We start from the raw sequence: 18,680 nt of genomic DNA on the forward strand, positions 1-18,680 counted from the left end.
AGCTGAATCAAGCAATCCATAATCAAAAAAGTTTTAGGATAAAATTCTTCATGTCAGATTTAGATGTTCTACATCAACAGCAACTCACATCATTTAAAATCTCAGTCGATGCCGGTTCGAGTCTGAACTTTGTTTTTCAGCAGAATTCTATCCCTTTGATTCGTAACATCACTCTAAGCAGTAATAGTCGTATTGCTGAAACTAAGTTAATTATTCAAGCAAATCCTGAGTTTATTCAAAGTACAGAAATTAAAATCGCTGCCATTGAAGCATCACAAAGTATTGCTTTGAATAATCCAAAATTACATTTTGATATTCATTATCTTTTAAATCTTTCTGAAAATATCAAAGCATCATTGTCTTTTAAATGGGTTGATTTAGAAGGAAATATACTCGCAGAACAACAAAAGGAGATCGAGGTTTTAACTGTCGATACATGGGGCGGTGAGAAGCAACCCTTAGAACTGTTAGCCAGTTTTTCGCAACCCAATGCTGCATCTTTACTTCCGATTTTAAAACGTGCCAGTGAATGGTTGAATGCAAAACAATTGGGCAGTTTAAATGGTTATCAAGATAAAAATAATGAACAAGTATTTAATCAAATTCAGGCAATTTGGCAGTCGCTGATTGAGCAAGACCTACACTATATTGTCAACCCTGCCAGCTATATCGAACATGGACAACGCATCCGTTTTGCCAAACAAATTCTAGACGAAAAAATGGCATGTTGTTTAGACACCACCATGTTAATGAGTTCACTTCTAGAGCAAATCGGGCTAGATCCAATTGTCATGATGGTTCAAGGGCATAGTTTTATTGGGGTATGGTTGCAGGAAACACCAATTGTGGATGTTCTCATTGACGATATTCAAACCTTGCGTAAATGTATGGAACTGGGTGCAATTACCTTTATCGAAACTACATTGCTTACTTCTAAAGGAAGTTTGAAACAGGCGATAGATGTTGCGAAAGAATACCTAACAAATCCTGAAGAAATTGAAAAGTTTTACGTTGCCATTGATATTCGTCAAAGCCGTTTGCGTGGTGTTCGTCCAATCTCAACGCAGATTGATGTACAAAAGAATTTAGACACTGACGAAATTGAATGGACACAAGCTTCATTGCCTGAGTATGGTCTGACTGCAACGGATGACAATGTCGCCACACGTGTGCAACGCTGGTTGCGACGATTACTTGATTTAAGTTTACGCAATAAATTACTCAATTTTAAAGATAATCGTCTGAGTATTCCTTTGCAGTGTTCAGAAAAAACATTGTCTTCGTTAGAAGATGCATTAGCTGAAAATAAAGGCTTTTTCTTTCATAGTGTGGATTATATTTCGCTTAAAGATGTGACTCGAGAGAATGAAGCACAGCATGTACAAACCTATATTGATGAAAATTTATCACGTCAATTATTATTCAGTGGTTTAGACACGGACACTTTGAATAAGCGTTTGGTTGAAGTCTACCGTGCTTCACGGACAGCTTTAGAAGAAGGCGGGGCGAATACTTTATTCTTAGCCATTGGATTTTTAGAGTGGAAAGAATCTGAAAAGGCGCAGAAAACTTTTAAAGCACCACTATTACTGATTCCTGTACGGATGACACGTGAGTCTGCAAAGTCAGGTTATCGACTGTGGATGTATGATGATGAACCTCGGTTTAATTCAACACTATTACAATTACTTCGACAAGATTTTGAAATTGAAATTGCAGGTTTAGATCCTTTACCGCAAGATGATTCAGGCGTGGATGTCAATGCTGTCTTGCAACTGGTACGCCGTGCTGTGATCAATATGCGTGGATGGGAAGTCAAAGCTGAAGCAGCGATTGGACAGTTTTCATTTTCAAAATATTTAATGTGGCGTGATTTATCTTCACGTATGCAACAACTCAAAGAGCAAGCGGTGGTCAATCATTTGATAGAAACGCCACGCGAGCCATTTCAAAAGCAAGAAGCCTTTCCTCATCCGACAGAATTAGATAAAAAATATCAGCCTCAGCAATTATTTACGCCATTATCCTCAGATTCTTCTCAACTTGCAGCGGTGATGTCAGCCGCTTTGGGACGTACTTTTTACTTTCAGGACCACCAGGAACAGGGAAGTCGCAAACCATTACCAATATGGTGGCGCAATGTTTGGCAGATGGTAAATCGGTACTGTTCGTTTCAGAGAAGATGGCAGCCTTAGATGTGGTCTACCGTCGTTTAAATCAGATTGGTTTAGGGCATTTGTGTTTACAATTACATTCTGCCAAAGCACAGAAAATTGAAGTTTTAGATCAATTACGTGAACGTGCCGAAAACAATAATAATCCCTATGCGATTGAACAAAAGCAGACTTTAGAAGAATGGCAACTCTTATCCCAACAGTTGGTCAATAGTCGTGATGATCTAAATCAGCATGTGGCTGTTTTACATCAACAACATCCAATAGGTTGGAGTTTGTTTGATGCGATGAGTGAGGAACTGTTGCATCGTGATGTGGTGAATTTACGCTTCAATCTTGATATTCAGAAAGTTAATGAATCATCACGGTCTCAATTGAAAGAACTTGTGGCAAAAGCAACTTTGCAATACCAACAAATTTCGCCTACCGCAATCGAGACGTTGAACGGTTTTGCGGATGGTGCAAGCTCGAATATTTGGAATTTGGCTTGGCAAGATCAATATTTGCAAGTTCAGCAAAATTTCGCTGACATTGTCAAAAAGCTCCAAATTACATCCCAAGTTTGGCAAGATATTTGCCAGTTTTCGCAAGCTGAAAATTTACAACAAGCTCAGGCAGATTTAGCAATCTATCAGCAGCTCAAACAATTCACGCAACAGCATGATTTAAAATTATTAAAAATTCTAGATACCATTGATATTCGTCAAATTTCAGATGCTAAAACTATTTGTGAGGAAATTTCAAAGAATCGTACGCGATTGATTTTTAAATATGATCCAACCATTTTCCAAGCAGATTTAAAGCAAATTGAGTTTAAATGGCGCGAGGCTTCAGCCAAATTCTGGCCGTGGTCTTGGTTTGGAAAATTTCAGCTGAGAAACTTAATCCGAAGTTATCAAACTGAAAAACAAAAGCCGTCATCTACAGTGGTGGACAATGATTTGCCGATTTTGATTCACTTACAGAATCATCAACAGCAATTTGCTACAATTGAAAATAGCCTAAGCAAAAGCTTGGAGCAATATTGGCAAGGGGATAAAACTGATTGGGTTCAGTTTGAAAATATTGAAAAAGCGTGGTCACAGCTAAAAAATCAATTGGCGACACGTATTCCAGATATTCAAATTCTCCGTCAAGCTGTGGATTTTGCCAATCAGCATGAACTTGTTGAACTAAATCAACAAATTAAATCGATTGATGGAATCTATTCACAATTCTTACCCGATCTACATATACAAACTGAAAGTTTAAAAGCATATTCACAAATTGCTTTTAATTCGTTACTTGTACGTCAAACGCAATTACAAACAGTGACAGGTGAATGGCGTCATTGGTTGAATTGGCAAGCTTTAAAAACTGATCTGAAACTACAAGGTTTAGCAAGTTTTGCTGATCATTTACAAGTAGTTGATAAGTTTACACAACAAGATGCGGTTCAATTGTTAGATGTGAATCTTGCACGACAATTTATTATTCAACAATTTAGCTTACATCCTGAGTTAAATCAGTTTAATGGTGAGTTACAACAACAGAAAATTCAGAAATTCTCTGAGCAAGATCAGGCACATCAGAAGTTCGCCAGCGAAGAAATTACCCGTCGTTGGCATAAGATTTTTGAAAATCCAGACGAATTCAAGAAACAGTGGGCTTTACTCAATAAAGAATTAGGCAAAAAGCGCCGCCACATCCCTGTGCGTGAGTTAATTAAACAAATTCCAGATGTAATTACAGGCTTAAAACCTTGTATGTTGATGAGTCCGTTATCCGTTGCGCAATATCTCGATCCAGATTCAACCTTTGATGTGGTAATTTTTGACGAAGCCTCACAGATTCCAGTGTGGGATGCAATCGGTGCATTGGCACGTGGACAGCAGTCGATCGTGGTTGGAGACAATAAGCAAATGCCACCGACCAGTTTCTTTGGCAAAGGTGATACCGAAGAAGTCGATGAAGAGGTGACGGAAGATTTAGAAAGCATTTTGGATGAATGTTTGGCAGCTCAATTGCCTGAGTTGGTGCTGAATTGGCACTATCGCAGCCGTTATGAAAGCTTGATTCAGTTCAGTAACCAAAAATATTATAAAGGTGAATTACTCACATTCCCTGCACCTGTTGCCAAAGATACCGCGATTCAATTGCATGCTGTACAAGGCATCTATGATAAAGGTGATACACGTACAAATAAGGCAGAGGCGCAAGCCATTGTCGAATTTATTATTCAACATTTACAACAACAGTTAAATGCTGAATATAAGCAAACAGTTGGTGTGGTAACGTTCAATATTACCCAACAAAAACTCATTGAAGATTTGTTAGATAATGAATTGGCAAATCATCCTGAATTGGAAGCGTTGAGCAGAGAGGGATTTGAACCCTTATTTGTGAAGAACTTAGAAAATGTGCAAGGGGATGAGCGAGATATTATTATTTTCTCAATCACTTATGCGCCAGACCAAAACGGTAAATTGTTAATGAATTTTGGTGCGTTGAATCGCCAAGGTGGACAGCGCCGTCTAAATGTTGCGATTACCCGTGCAAGACAAGGTTTACATGTCTTTTCAACGTTGACACCTGAGCAGATTGATTTATCGCGTACCAGTAGTGAAGGTGTTCGTGACTTGAAAGATTTCCTAAGTTTTGCCAAGACAGGTCAAATGCCGTATTACGCACAGAGCACTGAAAAAGTAAAATCTAAAGACGAGTTTATGCTGTATTTAAAACAACAACTTGAGCAACAAGGTTGGATGGTTGATTTGGCTGTAGGCAGTGGCGATAGTCGTATCGATCTAGCGATTCAACATCCTGAAATTTCAGGACAATATCTCACGGGTATATTGGTCGATGGTGATGACTATGCCAAAGCAGCAACAGCAAGAGATCGCGATCAATTGCGTCCAACAGTTTTAAAAGGGCTAGGTTGGAAAATTATTCAGCTTTGGACAGTGGAATGGTGGCTTGATCCTAAAGGGAATTTAGGTAAATTAAATCAGCAACTAGAAGCACTGAAGCAGTTGCAGAACGTGTCTTAATCTATTTTTGTGGAGAATCCCTCAAATGAGGGATTTTTTAGTTTTAAATGTTAGTTTTATTAATGTATCTATTTAATTTTTATAAATAAAAAACCTTAAAATACCCAATTCTAGGTATTTTTTTTGGCAATGAATTTTGCTTAAATCTTAGATGCTTTAGTGGCGACAAAAATATATGTCATGGGGGTAAAGGATTTTCCCTATGACATATATGATTTCTTTTGTACTCTGTACATTTTAATTTTTGACTTGTGATTATATTCATAAGTTTGGGGGTAGGTGTGAGCAAGCAAGACAATAAAACATTTCATTTTATCGCTGGGCTACCACGTTCAGGTACGACATTACTTTCTGCAATTTTATCTCAAAACCCAAAGTTCCATGCGGGCATGTCAAGTCCAGTTGCAATCTTGTCGAGCAATTTGATAGATAACCTTTCGGTCGGAACTGAGTTTGATGGTGTTGTGAGCCGTGAAACTCGCCGTGACTTAGTTAAAGGATTATTTACCAATTATTATAAAAACAACCCACAATCGGTGGTTTTCGATACCAATCGCATGTGGTGCGCCCGTATGCAATTGGTTAAAGATGTTTTTCCTAAAGCAAAAGTGATTGCTTGCGTGCGTGATGTTGCATGGGTGATGGATAGTCTAGAAAGGCTATATCGGGCGAATCCTTATGAAAATACAAAACTTTTTGCTCATGCAGAAAAAGGAACGGTATATACCCGAACAGAAGCCTTGTTGAGTGGCAATCGTTTGCTTGGATATTCACTGTCAGCGGTTAAGGATGCTTTTTACGGAGAGCATGCAAGTTCTGTATTGTTAGTTGATTATGATTTATTGGTCGCTGAACCTGAAAAAGTGATGCGTTTGATTTACTCATTTATCGGTGAAGAGTGGTTCGAGCATGACTTTACTCGATTAAGTTATTCTGCGGAAGTATTTGACCGTGTTCATGGAATACCTGGCATGCATACAGTAAAAGCTAAGATTGAGCTGAATCAGCGTAAAAGTATTCTGCCACCAGATTTGTTTGAACGTTGCCATAAATTATCTTTTTGGCAGCAGTTAAAATCGAAGCCATAAAATCAAAGACGTAGTGTGCTGAATCAATCATCAAGCAAATCATGAGCCAAATGACGATGCAAAAATTAAAAAAAGGGAAAACGATTTGGCTCATGGGGCTAAGTGGTGCGGGGAAAAGTACGATTGCGCAGTGCTTGATTGAAAAATTACGTGCAACACAACAGATTTGTTTTGGCTTAGATGGAGATCAATTACGCGCAGGTTTAAACCGAAATCTAGGTTTTTCTGAGCAAGATCGTAGTGAGAACTTAAGAAGAGCTGCTGAACTTTGCAAGTTACTCAATCATGATGGTATCACTGTAGTTGCTGCTTTTATTACACCATTGGAAAAAGATAGAGCCCTGTTAAAAAGTATCATTGGTGCTGAGGATTTTTTTGAAATTCATATTGCGACACCGCTCGAAGTGTGTGAGCAACGTGATGTCAAAGGTTTATATCAAAAAGCGCGCTTAGGTTTAATTGAAAATTTCACAGGGATTACGGCAAGTTATGAAGTACCTCAGTCGCCTTTTTTGACGATAAATACAGTAGGTCTAGATGTAGATCAGTGTGCAATTCAAATCTTAAATAAAATATTCATTTGAAATTTTAACTACTGTGTAGTTTGCCTAATTGTTTAATTAAATATGTTTAATAAGTATTTAATTTATAAGTAAAATCAGTATAAAAATACCTAATTCCAGGTATATCCCCCCCCTATGTATCTTTGATCAAATAGGAAAGAATTTTTTAATATTTTATGGGGTTTTTATGAACAAGATTTATAAGGTTATTTGGAATGCACAACTAGGATGTTGGCAAGCCGTTTCAGAGTTAGCAAAAAATCATACCGCTTCTCAAAGCTCTGATATTTCAAAGTCTACTGGTCGTAGTTTGGCGCAAAAAGTTTCACGTTTGATTTTGTTTGGTATGGCGTTGTTACCATTATCCATTCATGCGGCAATTTCAAATGTTGAACTACCAACAGGCGCACACATCAACTCAGGTTCTGCAAGTTTTAGCCAAAACAACAATACTTTAAATATTAATCAAAATACTCAAAATCTCAGTACCAACTGGAATACATTTAACATTGGTAAAGATGCCACAGTTAACTTTAATCAACCGAATCAATCATCAACCGCGATTAACCGTGTGTTAGACAGCAATGCCTCTCAGATCATGGGACGTTTAAATGCCAATGGTCAGGTATTTTTACTCAATCCAAATGGCGTTGTGTTCTCGAAAACAGCACAGGTCAATGTGGGGGGGATTGTTGCTTCAACTTTAAACTTAAATGATGCAGATATTTATCAAAATCAGCAAAATGGCAAATACACTTTAAAAGGCGATGCCAATAGCAATGCCAGTGTAGAAAACCATGGTTCAATTCAAACTCTAAAAGGTGGCACAGTTGCTTTAATTGCACCCAATGTAAAAAATACAGGGACAATTAAAACTCCAGATGGCATAACACATCTCACTTCAGCAAGTCAGGTGACCTTAGCACTACAAAATGGATCTTTGACACAGTACCAAGTGGATCAAGGCGTATTGCAAGGCTTAGTGGAAAATGGTGGAGCAATTATTGCTGACAATGGCGCAGTGTATTTAACTGCAAAAGCTAAAGACAGCTTAAGTAAAGCTGTAGTTAACCATACTGGTGTGATTGAAGCCAATCGTTTAACGCAAAACGCCAAAGGTGAAATTATCCTTCTTGGGGACATGCAAGTTGGGACAACTACAGTCAGTGGAATATTAAAAGCAGAAGGTAAAAACGGTGTAGATGGTGGTTTTATTGAAACATCAGCAGCAAATGTCCAAATCCAAAATGGTACGAAAGTTTCTACACTTTCTGATGGTGGTAAAACAGGTAAGTGGTTAATTGATCCGACTGATTTTACTATTAGTTCAGGAACAGCAGATCAAACAAATAGTGGCATAGGTGCTGAAACCTTACAAAGTAATTTAGCGGGAACAGATATTGAATTGCAAACTGTGAGTGAGGGTGAAGAGTCAGGCGATATTCATGTCAATGCTGAAGTGTCTTGGGATGCACCTACAACCTTAACATTAACAGCGCATAACGACATCAATATCAATAATAATATCACAGCTCAAAATGGTGGTTTAACTTTAAATGCAGCCAATAGTATTACAGCTACAGGTAATGTAGATGTTGGTACATTTACTTTAAATAACGGTAATTGGTTGCAAAATGCACCACTACTTCCAAGTTTTAAAGCAACAGACTTTCAGTTGCATGGTGGTGGTTTTATCCGTGCCTTAGGTGGTGACGGTACTGCATCTAACCCTTATCAATTGACTGATATTTATGGTGTGCAAGGTGTAGGAACTAAATTAAATGACAATTTCGAACTGGCAAATGACATAGATGCAAGTGGTACTGTCAACTGGAATGGAACGTCAGGTTTTAAACCAATTGGTGGCTTTGGGGATAATGGCTTTACAGGCATTTTTGAGGGGAATCATAAAACTATTTCAGGTTTAAACATTAAAGCAGAGCAACAAGAATATGTTGGTTTATTTGGTGCTATTTTGGGAACAGAAGATTTAAAAGCTGAAATTAATAATCTCAATCTCACAAATATTGCGATCTCAGGAAATGGTTTTTTCGTAGGTGGACTGGTCGGTATAAATGATGGTGGTTCGATCAGCAATTCTACAGTATCAGGAACGATTTCTGGAAGTGGTTTTTTAGTAGGTGGGCTGGTTGGTGGAAATACTGGTTTGATCAGTAATTCAACAGTATCAGGAACGATTTTAGGAAATGGATCTGTAGTAGGTGGACTGGTTGGGAGTAATTACTTAGGTTCCATTAGTGATTCAACAGTATCAGGAACGATTTCAGGGAGTGGTTATGCAGTTGGTGGACTGGTTGGGAGTAATTACTTAGGTTCGATTAGTGATTCAACAGCAAATACAAAAATAGATTTAACCTTTGAAAATAACTATTCTGAACATCGTGTGGGTGGCTTAGTTGGATATAGTATTGATGGGCAAATAATTTCATCACATGCAACAGGTGATATTAATATAGTCAATAATGCTACGCAGACAACATTAAACGTTGGTGGCTTAGTTGGGATGTTCGAAGCTCGTCGTTCTGATGAACCAAATGTTGATTCAGAAAATCCGGTTTTAGGTATTTCAGATAGTACAGCTTCTGGAGCAATTACTGTAACTTCGGAGACAAATAATAGTATTGATGGAAATTATTCTAATCTTAACTTTAATATTGGTGGTTTGATTGGTTCGAATCATGCTGGGGCTATTAGTGGCTCTACAGCGAGTGGTAATGTTTCTTTAACTTCAACTATTAATTCAAATTTCTCAGTTAATGGTGGAAATTATAATTACAATTATATTGAAGTTGATAGTTATAACAACATCGGTGGTTTGATTGGTTTGAATGACGGTGGAGCGATTAGTGGCTCTACGGCGAGTGGTGATGTTTCTTTAATTTCAACTATTAACTCAAATGTTTCAGTTAATGCTGGGAATTATCATGATAGTGATATTGACGTTGGCAGTGATAATAATCTTGGTGGATTGATCGGTTCGAATTATGCTGGGGCAATTAGTGGCTCTACAGCGAGTGGTAATGTTTCTTTAGTTTCAACTATTGATTCAACTGTTACAGTTAATGGTGAAAATGGTAATTACAGTATTATCGAAGTTGAGAGTGATAATAACCTTGGTGGTTTGATTGGCTCGAATGATGGTGGAGCGATTAGTGACTCTACAGCGAGTGGCTCAATTACTGTAATGAGCAATGGAACTGACTTTGAAGGAAACATTGGTGGTTTGATTGGCTCGAATTATGCTGGGGCAATTAGTGAGTCTACAGCGAGTGGTCATATACAGTTAAATGTAAATAGCCAGACTACTGATCTATATTTAGATGTTGAAGCCAATCTAGGGGGATTGGTTGGTTATAACCGTTGGGCTGATATACAAAATAGCCATGCAACGGGAAATGTTGATGCCAATATCACTTTAGATAGTAAAATTTTAACAGAGCGTTATACAGACCCAAATATTGAGTTAAAAGTTGGTGGGCTTGTTGGTTCAAATGATTATGGAGATATTAGCAATAGTGATGCGCTTGGGCATATAACTGCGAAAGCAATTAGCAAAGAGTCAAATGCTGGATATGTTGGAGTGCGCTATCCATATGTGGAAGCTGAAATATATGCGGGTGGATTAGTTGGAGAAAACTCAGGGAACATTACTCAAAGTTATGCTCTAGGTGATGTAAAGACTTCGTTAACGGCTGAAATTATTAAAAAAACAGTTGATGAGGCATTTAATCCAGACAGTCATGTGTATGCACGGTCATATACTGGAGGATTGGTTGGTGAAAATTCTGGAAATATCAAAGAAAGTTATGCCTTTGGTGATGTTTCAGCGTCTGTGAAAAGTTCTGTCATAGACGGTGCTACAGGAACCGACATCAGTTCAAGCTTTGAAGGGGAGGTACTTGCACAAGCGTATGCTGGTGGTTTAGTAGGTGTAAATATCGGGAATAACTACTCAAATGATACTCGAAATATGGATGTACCTGTTGGAACTGGTGGAAATATTCTCGATAGTTATGCCGTAGGCTCGGTTACAGTAACATCGAGTGGAGAAGCATTTGCAGGTGGTTTAGTCGGTTCTAATGGACTAGGATTTGGCGGAGATAGTTCTATTGGTGGCGACATTCAAAACACTTATGCAACAGGTTTAGTCACTGCAACAGGTGCAAGTGCTGAACAAACGTATGCAGGTGGATTGCTTGGTGCAAATCAGATTGTTGTTAACTACTCATACAACAATGAAAATCCAGATTCACCACTTTTAGAGCCTTTAAGTGGCACTGTTTCAAATAGTTTTTGGAATACTGAAACATCAGGTCAAACTCAAGGGATTGGTGGATTTATTGCCCCAAATCAAGAGCAATTCGGTGATCTTTCTGCGGAAGTGTTAGCTCAAATTGATGCATTAAAACAAGTTCCAGAAAGCTTAAAAGGCATCACTACAGCACAAATGAAACAGTCTTCGACTTTCAAAGAGGCAGGTTGGGATATCTCTAATAAAGGTGGTGAGGAAACTATTTGGAGAGTTTACGAAGGCTATACGGGGCCTCTACTCAGAAACTTCTTAATCAAAGCGGATACCTCAAATAGTTCAAACAAGATCTTTTATGATGGTAAAACACATAGCTTGACACTCAACGGCGCTAAAGACTTAGATTCAAGCAAATTATTGGTTGGAAGTGGTTCAGGCAGTGCTCGAAATGCTGGTACATATAAAGCCCAATTCTATTCACATCAGCAAGGCTATGATTTATTGGGGGATACTGCCAATCTAACGATAGATGCTGCAAAGTTATATATAACCACTGATGATATTACTAAAACCTATGATCGTACGACGACTGCAAACGGCGAAGCGATAGCAACCAATGATACTCAAGTTTTTGAAGGGGATCGTCTGGTGGGGGGGAACTTTACATTCCAAGATAAAAATGCGGGAACTGGTAAAGTTGTAACTGTTGCAGGGGTAACTGTCGAAGATGGTAATGGTGGTAAAAACTATATTGTTGAATATGTAAATAATTCCAATAGTACGATTCTGAAAGCCAAGATTGATCATGTGACTGGTATCACAGCCAATGACCGTACTTATGATACGACAACCAATGCAAGCTTAAATACAGGTTCAGCAACATTCAATGGTTTATTGAATGGTGACTCGTTGACTGTGGGTTCTGCGCAAGGTCAGTTTGCAGACAAAAATGCAGGCATAGGTAAAACAGTAAATATCAATGGTATTACCTTGTCTGGTGCAGATGCAGCAAACTATGAACTTGTTAATAACACAGCAACTGCAAAAGCCAATATTAGCAAAGCTAAGATTGATCATGTGACTGGTATCACAGCCAATGACCGTACTTATGATACGACAACCAATGCAAGCTTAAATACAGGTTCAGTAACATTCAATGGTTTATTGAATGGTGACTCGTTGACTGTGGGTTCTGCGCAAGGTCAGTTTGCAGACAAAAATGCAGGCGCAGGTAAAACCGTAAATCTCAATGGTATTACCTTGTCTGGTGCAGATGCAGCAAACTATGAACTCGTTAATAACACAGCAACTGCAAAAGCCAATATCAGCAAAGCTAAGATTGATAATATTACTGGTATCACTGCCAATGACCGTGTTTATGATGGAACAACCAATGTCAGCTTGAATACAGGCTCTGCAACATTCAATGGTTTATTGAATGGTGACTCATTGACTGTAGGTTCTGCGCAAGGTCAGTTTGCGGACAAAAATGCAGGTACAGGTAAAACCGTGACTATCAATGGGATTACACTTTCTGGTGATGATGCAGCAAACTATGAACTTGTTGATAGCACAGCGACAACAACAGCAACGATCAAACCGATGGTAAATCCAGTAATATTCCAACCTAGCGCAGCATATTTACAAGCTATTCAAGCATTAGAAAGAGATAAAGATCAATTTGAACCACAAGGTGAAATCAAAATCGAAGTGATTGATGGTGGTGTAAATTTGGTTGGTTTAAATAAAATTTCTGGGGAGCATTAATTGATGAAACTACAACATAACCTTTTAGCAATTTCAATTTTTGCATGTTCGATGTCAGTAAGCGCTGCGCCTGCACCTAATGCAGGGCAGTTACTGCAACAGCAACAACAAGGGCAGACCTTAGAACCACAAACAGCGGTTGAAGTTGAAAGTGCCACAAATACTACAGCACCGAACAGCAGTGATGTACAAATCCCTGTACAAAAAATTGAAATCACAGGCAATAGTCGTTTTAGTTCTGAACAGCTACATCGTTTAGTTGCAGATGCAGAAGGAACTCAGCTCAATTTAAATCAACTTTGGCAGGTGACGCAACGAATCACAGCCTATTATCAGCAACAAGGTTATGAGTACAGTCGAGCTTATTTACCACAACAAAATTTGAGCCAAGGTGTTGTACAAATCAATGTCCTTGAAGCGTATTACGACAAAACCCAAATCGACAATCAAAGTCGCACTCAAAACTGGTTGATTGAAAAAACTGTTGCACCACTTAAGCAAGGCGAACGCATTGACAGCAATGAAATGCAACAACAACTTAAATTGTTGAATCGTTTAAAAGGCGTGACGACACGTAATGTACTTGCACCGGGTGCAACAGTTGGAAGTAGCCAGCTCAATGTTGAAGTCAACAATTCATCCATGTTGGGTGGATATATTGGCGCGGATAACTTTGGGAACAAATACACCAGTCGTGTTCGAGGCACAGCAGGGATCGCTGCTTATAACCTTGCAGGTTTAGGAGATGAACTTAGCTTAGACCTGATGACAGCGGGCGAGCGTATGAACTACGGACGAGTAGGATATGCTTTCACCTTTACAGGTATGGGTACTCGTGCAGGTGCTAGTTATTCTTACTTAGACTACGAACTGGGTAAAGAACTCAAAGTGCTTGGTGCAGAAGGTAATGCAGCACAGACCAGTGTCTTTATCAGCCAGCCTGCTTTATTGACCAATAATGCGGAAGTTCTACTCACACTGCAATATGATCACAAGCAGCTTGAAGATGACATTAAACTCAACCAATACTACAAACATCGCGATATTGATGTGGTTACAGCACGACTCGATGGTTCGCAGTTTGATCAATTCTTAGGTGGAGGCTTAACTCAATACGGTGCTTCAACCAGTTTTGGACACGTAAAATTTAAAAATGATGATGCATCAGCACTCGATGCGCAAACAGCCAAAACAGCAGGGGATTACTATACTGCCAGTTTAAATCTGTCACGGTTACAAAATCTGGGTAAAAATGGCACACAAGGCTATTTAGGAATTTATGGACAATACAGCCCATATAACCTAGACAGCGCGGAACAGTACTTAGGTGGAGGTCCATTTAACGTCCGTGGTTATGAGTCTAGTCAGTTTACAGGCTCTACAGGTTATTTAGCAACAGCTGAGTTACGCCAAAGCTTATTTGCAGATGCTAAGAATCAAATCACAGGAAAAGTCTTTGTGGATACCGCAGAAGTGACTTTAAATGCCAAGAAATGGGCAGGTGTGACTGGTGACAATCAAGTTCAGATCAGCAGTGCAGGTTTGGGCGTAAATTGGACAAATGCATGGAATATTCAAGCCAATGCAGAAGTTGCATTTCCAATCGGAAATACGCCAGAGCAAATGAAAGACCGAGATGATCATCAATATTGGATTAGTTTAAGAAAGACTTTCTAAACCAGTGTGATCAAGCAAAGGCACTGCTAGGTTAAGGATAAAAGCTTGATCTAAATGATAATGATAAAAGTGTCAGTACCCCGTGGGAAGCTTCGGCTTCCCTTTTTTATTTTAAATATGTGTAGAAAAAATTATCAAGTACAGACATTATTCAATTAAGGCTTATTGATTCAAGTTTGAAAATTAATTTAAAACTAAGTTCTTATCATTCCGCTGATAATCAAATCAATAATAGAGTCGCCATATTTCTTTAAATTCTCAGTATCCTCAGGATTTGCGAGGAAACGTAGTGCCCCATTCATAATCATACCCACAATGTTATGCCCCGTATTTTCACAATCAAGATTTTCTCGAAAGAATCCAAGTTCCACTCCATGTTGTAAATAGTTAGCTGTTAAAACGCCAGCCATCTGCATGATGCCTTGCACAAACTTGGTCATTTCAACATCAATTGAAGTGGCTTCTAACAATAACAATTTTAATGTTAAAGGATTATCTTCTGCAAAATGCCTTAATCGTTCAGAAATACGCTGACATTGTTCACGATATTCTTCAATGTTATTTACTGCTTGAGGTGCATTTTCACCCGTCAGTAAAGCCATGATTTTTTGTAAAGTATCAGAAATGACATGTTGTAAAATATCACGTTTATTTTCAAAATGGCGGTAGAAGGTCCCATGACCAACACCGACACGTTTGGCAATATCGGCAATCGCTGTCTGATGATAACCACGTTCTGAAAACTCAAGAAAAGCAGCTTCTAAAATATCCGCTTGTAATTGTAAACGTTGACGTTCTGCGCGACTTAAATTTACTTTTTCATTCATAGGCAAAAAATACCAAATTAAATTAGAAACTGTCAAACAATGAAAATTGACAAGTCATTCCGTTTTTGACATTGTATTCCTATTGTTTATATTCTAAGCGATTTTCATCATGGATCAACACAAAAATAACAGTAAAGCGCATAATTTTTATAAAATCATCATTGTTGGTGGTGGCTTTGCGGGTTTAGGCGCTGCGATTAAATTAAAAGAAGCGGGCATTGAAGATTTTATTCTTTTAGAAAAAGCTTCGGAAATGGGCGGTGTTTGGCGTGAAAACACTTATCCTGGTTGTTCATGTGATGTGCCATCAGCTTTGTATTCATATTCGTTTGAGCAAAATCCATCATGGTCACGTGTATTCGCGCAACAAAAAGAAATTAAACAGTATTTATTCGATGTCGTTGATAAATATAAAGTCATGCCGCATGTGCATTTGAACCAAGAGGCTTTAGAAGCAAAATGGTCGGATGCAGAACAATGTTGGATCATTCAGACCAATCAAGGTGAATTAAGATCACAATTTGCAATTTTAGCTTGTGGTCCAATGCACGAGCCGGTATTACCCAATGTCAAAGGCATTGAAGACTTCAAAGGTGAAATTTTCCATTCATCACAATGGCGCCATGATCTTGATTTAACAGGCAAACGTGTTGCAGTGATTGGGACGGGTGCTTCTGCGCTGCAATTCGTGCCACAGATTCAGCCTAAAGTACAACAACTCACCGTATTCCAACGTACCGCACAGTGGGTTCTGCCAAAGTCTGATATGCCACTGCTTGCGCCAGTACGTGCCATGTTTAAGTTTTTGCCAATGACGCAGCAACTCATGCGAGGTTCAGTTTATGGAATTTTTGAAACCATTAATGGTGGTATTCAAAGTCCAGCAGCAATGAAACAATTCCAAAAACTCGCTAAATGGCATTTAAATTTCCACATTAAAAATCCTACTTTACGTGAAAAATTGACACCGAACTTCATTATTGGCTGTAAGCGTATTCTCCAATCAAACAACTGGTATCCTGCGCTTGCACAAAAAAATGTAGACGTGATTGCCAGTGGATTAGCAGAAGTGAAAGGCAATACGTTGATTGCTGCAAATGGGGAAAGTTGTGAAGTCGATGTGATTATTCTTGGAACAGGTTTTGAAATCGCAGAACCACCGATTGCCAATCGTGTTTATAACCGTTTTGGACAGAAAATGTCGGATGTATGGCAGGGTAGTCCAGAGGGTTATATGGGGACAATGGTTGAGAATTGCCCGAATGGTTTCTTGATGTTTGGGCCGAACGTAGCAGTTAGTTCTTCCGCTTTCATTATCATTGAAGCGCAACTTGATTATATTATGGATGCATTAAAGCAAGCGATTCATTTGGGTATTAAAACAATTGAACCTAATCCAAAAATTACCAAAGTGTTTAATGAAAAAGTTCAGGCAGCACTTCAATCAACTGTGTGGAATAAAGGTGGTTGTCAGAGTTACTTTATTGACCGCAATGGACGTAATAGTACGGTTTGGCCGTGGACGACATTTAAGCTGCGCGAAAAGATGAAGCATTTTGAGTTAAAAGAATACTTAATTGATTATTTGCCTGAATCTCAGACTCAGAAAAAGTCTGAACATGTCGTGTAAATCACGATTTGGCTATCTCAATTTAGGTCTTGATAAAAGAATATTTTGATAAACAAATTTTTAAAAAAAGTAAAAGGAATGAGTGATGTTTAAAAAACAAAAATTAAAAGGCAAAGTAGTTGCGATTACAGGTGCTGCGCGTGGTATTGGTTTAGCAACGGCAGAAGCTTTGATTGCCCAAGGTGCTTTAGTCAGCATTGGTGATGTAGATCTTGAACTTGCTGAAAAAGAAGCAAAAAGAATCGGTGCGAAAGCATTTAGAGTGGATGTCCGTGATCGCGACTCATTTACTCAGTTTATTCAAAATACCATTCAACATTTCGGCAGTCTCTATGCTTTGGTGAATAATGCAGGGATTATGCCAATGGGAGCATTTTTGGATGAAGACCCAGCTTTGGCAGATGCACAAATTGATATTAATTTCCGTGGTGTGATTATCGGCATGCAGTTGGCATTGCCTGAATTGATCAAACAGGGTACAGGTCATATTGTCAATATTGCTTCGCTTGCAGGACGCTTTGCTTTACCTGGTTCAGCGGTCTATTCAGGAACAAAGTTTGCTGTAATTGGTTTAACTGAAGCTGTAGCAGGTGAGTTCCGTGACTCTAATATTCAATTCACAGCAATTCTACCAAGTAAAGTTTTAACGGAATTGACCTCAGGTACGGATCAAGCATCTAAAACCATTCCTTCAGTGACACCCCAACAAGTGGCGAATGCCGTTGTGAGTACTTTGATTAAGCCACGATTATTTATTGCCGTGCCTGATTTTTTTACAAACAGTACATGGGGCTTATGGTTTGATGCCACAATGGATGCAAAAAAGCGCACGTAAGATTTTAGGTGATGATGGTATTTTAACCAAAATTGATCATTCTGCACATTCAGGTTATGCAAGCCGAATTCATAAATTAACCAAATAATGAATGAACTAAACAATCGTTTCGTTTGGATTTTGAAATACCTTGATCAGCTCAGAGTGGAAACTTATCTTTGAGCTTTTTTTACTTGCAAATATCTTTTTATCTTCTTGAACTAAGAATAATTTGAGTGGCTAATCCAAAGAAAACTGTGCCCATGAACCATTTTTGAAGTTTTAGCCATAAAGTATGGCGATTGAGAAACTGAGTAAATGAACTTGCTGTTAAAATAAATATTGAGTTTACAATTAAGCTGATGATGATTTGAACTAAGCCTAATGAAATGGTTTGTAGCAATACATAATTTTCATGAGGACGAATAAATTGGGGAAGGAGTGCCAAATACATCATGGCAATTTTGGGATTGAGTAAATTGGTCAGAAAACCCATGAATAATAGTTTAGAGTTTGAATAGCTTTGCACATTCACCATTTCAAAAGGTGAGTGCGGAGAGCGAATGGCTTTCCATCCTAAATAGATCAGGTAAAGTGCACCTGCAATTTTTAATGCTTCATAAGCAAGCGGTATAGTCATGAGCAGTGCTGTTATTCCGAATGCAGCACAGAGCATGTAAAAAATAAAACCTATAGCTGTTCCAGCTAATGAAATAAATCCAGCCGTTTTACCTTGGCATAATGATCGTGAGATTAGATAAATCATATTGGGGCCAGGCGTGAGTGCCATACCCAAAGAGATTATGGCAAAAGCCAGTATCATTGAGCTCATTGATAGTAG

8 protein-coding genes and 1 pseudogene are annotated in these 18,680 nt (G+C 38.5%); 7 read left to right on the forward strand and 2 right to left on the reverse strand.

Going from position 1 to position 18,680, the window contains the following annotated elements:
• Positions 1-50: 50 nt before the first annotated feature.
• The 5 genes and pseudogenes from EXE10_RS08030 (at position 51) to EXE10_RS08050 (ending at position 14,568) form a co-directional block, all read left to right on the forward strand.
• Positions 51-5,203: pseudogene (locus EXE10_RS08030) on the forward strand (DUF4011 domain-containing protein).
• Positions 5,204-5,484: 281 nt separating this feature from the next.
• Positions 5,485-6,291 carry a sulfotransferase family protein gene (locus EXE10_RS08035; RefSeq protein ID WP_130113005.1) on the forward strand — a complete coding sequence of 269 codons (807 nt, stop codon included), beginning with the start codon at positions 5,485-5,487 and terminating at the stop codon, positions 6,289-6,291.
• A gap of 56 nt (positions 6,292-6,347) precedes the next feature.
• Positions 6,348-6,875, forward strand: coding sequence for an adenylyl-sulfate kinase (cysC, locus tag EXE10_RS08040; protein ID WP_213073847.1), 528 nt, complete (start codon positions 6,348-6,350; stop codon positions 6,873-6,875).
• A gap of 166 nt (positions 6,876-7,041) precedes the next feature.
• Entirely contained in the window at positions 7,042-12,891 is a 5,850-nt protein-coding gene (locus EXE10_RS08045) for a YDG domain-containing protein (protein WP_130113007.1), read from the forward strand.
• 3 nt (positions 12,892-12,894) lie between these two features.
• Positions 12,895-14,568, forward strand: a complete 1,674-nt coding sequence (locus EXE10_RS08050; RefSeq protein ID WP_130113008.1) for a ShlB/FhaC/HecB family hemolysin secretion/activation protein — start codon at positions 12,895-12,897, stop codon at positions 14,566-14,568.
• A gap of 194 nt (positions 14,569-14,762) precedes the next feature.
• Here EXE10_RS08050 and EXE10_RS08055 read toward each other — a convergent pair whose 3' ends face one another.
• Entirely contained in the window at positions 14,763-15,395 is a 633-nt protein-coding gene (locus EXE10_RS08055) for a TetR/AcrR family transcriptional regulator (protein WP_130113009.1), read from the reverse strand.
• A gap of 109 nt (positions 15,396-15,504) precedes the next feature.
• Here EXE10_RS08055 and EXE10_RS08060 point away from each other — a divergent pair, with 109 nt between their 5' ends.
• Positions 15,505-17,025, forward strand: a complete 1,521-nt coding sequence (locus EXE10_RS08060) for a flavin-containing monooxygenase (RefSeq protein ID WP_130113010.1) — start codon at positions 15,505-15,507, stop codon at positions 17,023-17,025.
• Positions 17,026-17,110: 85 nt separating this feature from the next.
• Entirely contained in the window at positions 17,111-17,860 is a 750-nt protein-coding gene (locus tag EXE10_RS08065; RefSeq protein ID WP_228256802.1) for an SDR family NAD(P)-dependent oxidoreductase, read from the forward strand.
• Positions 17,861-18,047: 187 nt separating this feature from the next.
• Here EXE10_RS08065 and EXE10_RS08070 read toward each other — a convergent pair whose 3' ends face one another.
• Positions 18,048-18,671, reverse strand: coding sequence for a LysE family translocator (locus tag EXE10_RS08070; RefSeq protein WP_130113011.1), 624 nt, complete (start codon positions 18,669-18,671; stop codon positions 18,048-18,050).
• Between the last annotated feature and the right edge of the window lie 9 nt (positions 18,672-18,680).

Source organism: Acinetobacter sp. WCHAc060033 (assembly GCF_004209125.1).
Taxonomy (GTDB): domain Bacteria; phylum Pseudomonadota; class Gammaproteobacteria; order Pseudomonadales; family Moraxellaceae; genus Acinetobacter; species Acinetobacter wuhouensis.

What these genes read in the sequence shown, in the direction of transcription:
- EXE10_RS08050 (WP_130113008.1), top strand. Translation starts at nt 12,895, where the DNA reads ATGAAACTACAACATAACCTTTTAGCAATTTCAATTTTTGCATGTTCG.
- EXE10_RS08055 (WP_130113009.1), bottom strand. Translation starts at nt 15,395, where the DNA reads ATGAATGAAAAAGTAAATTTAAGTCGCGCAGAACGTCAACGTTTACAA.
- EXE10_RS08065 (WP_228256802.1), top strand. Translation starts at nt 17,111, where the DNA reads ATGTTTAAAAAACAAAAATTAAAAGGCAAAGTAGTTGCGATTACAGGT.
- EXE10_RS08045 (WP_130113007.1), top strand. Translation starts at nt 7,042, where the DNA reads ATGAACAAGATTTATAAGGTTATTTGGAATGCACAACTAGGATGTTGG.
- cysC (WP_213073847.1), top strand. Translation starts at nt 6,348, where the DNA reads ATGCAAAAATTAAAAAAAGGGAAAACGATTTGGCTCATGGGGCTAAGT.
- EXE10_RS08060 (WP_130113010.1), top strand. Translation starts at nt 15,505, where the DNA reads ATGGATCAACACAAAAATAACAGTAAAGCGCATAATTTTTATAAAATC.
- EXE10_RS08070 (WP_130113011.1), bottom strand. Translation starts at nt 18,671, where the DNA reads ATGAGCTCAATGATACTGGCTTTTGCCATAATCTCTTTGGGTATGGCA.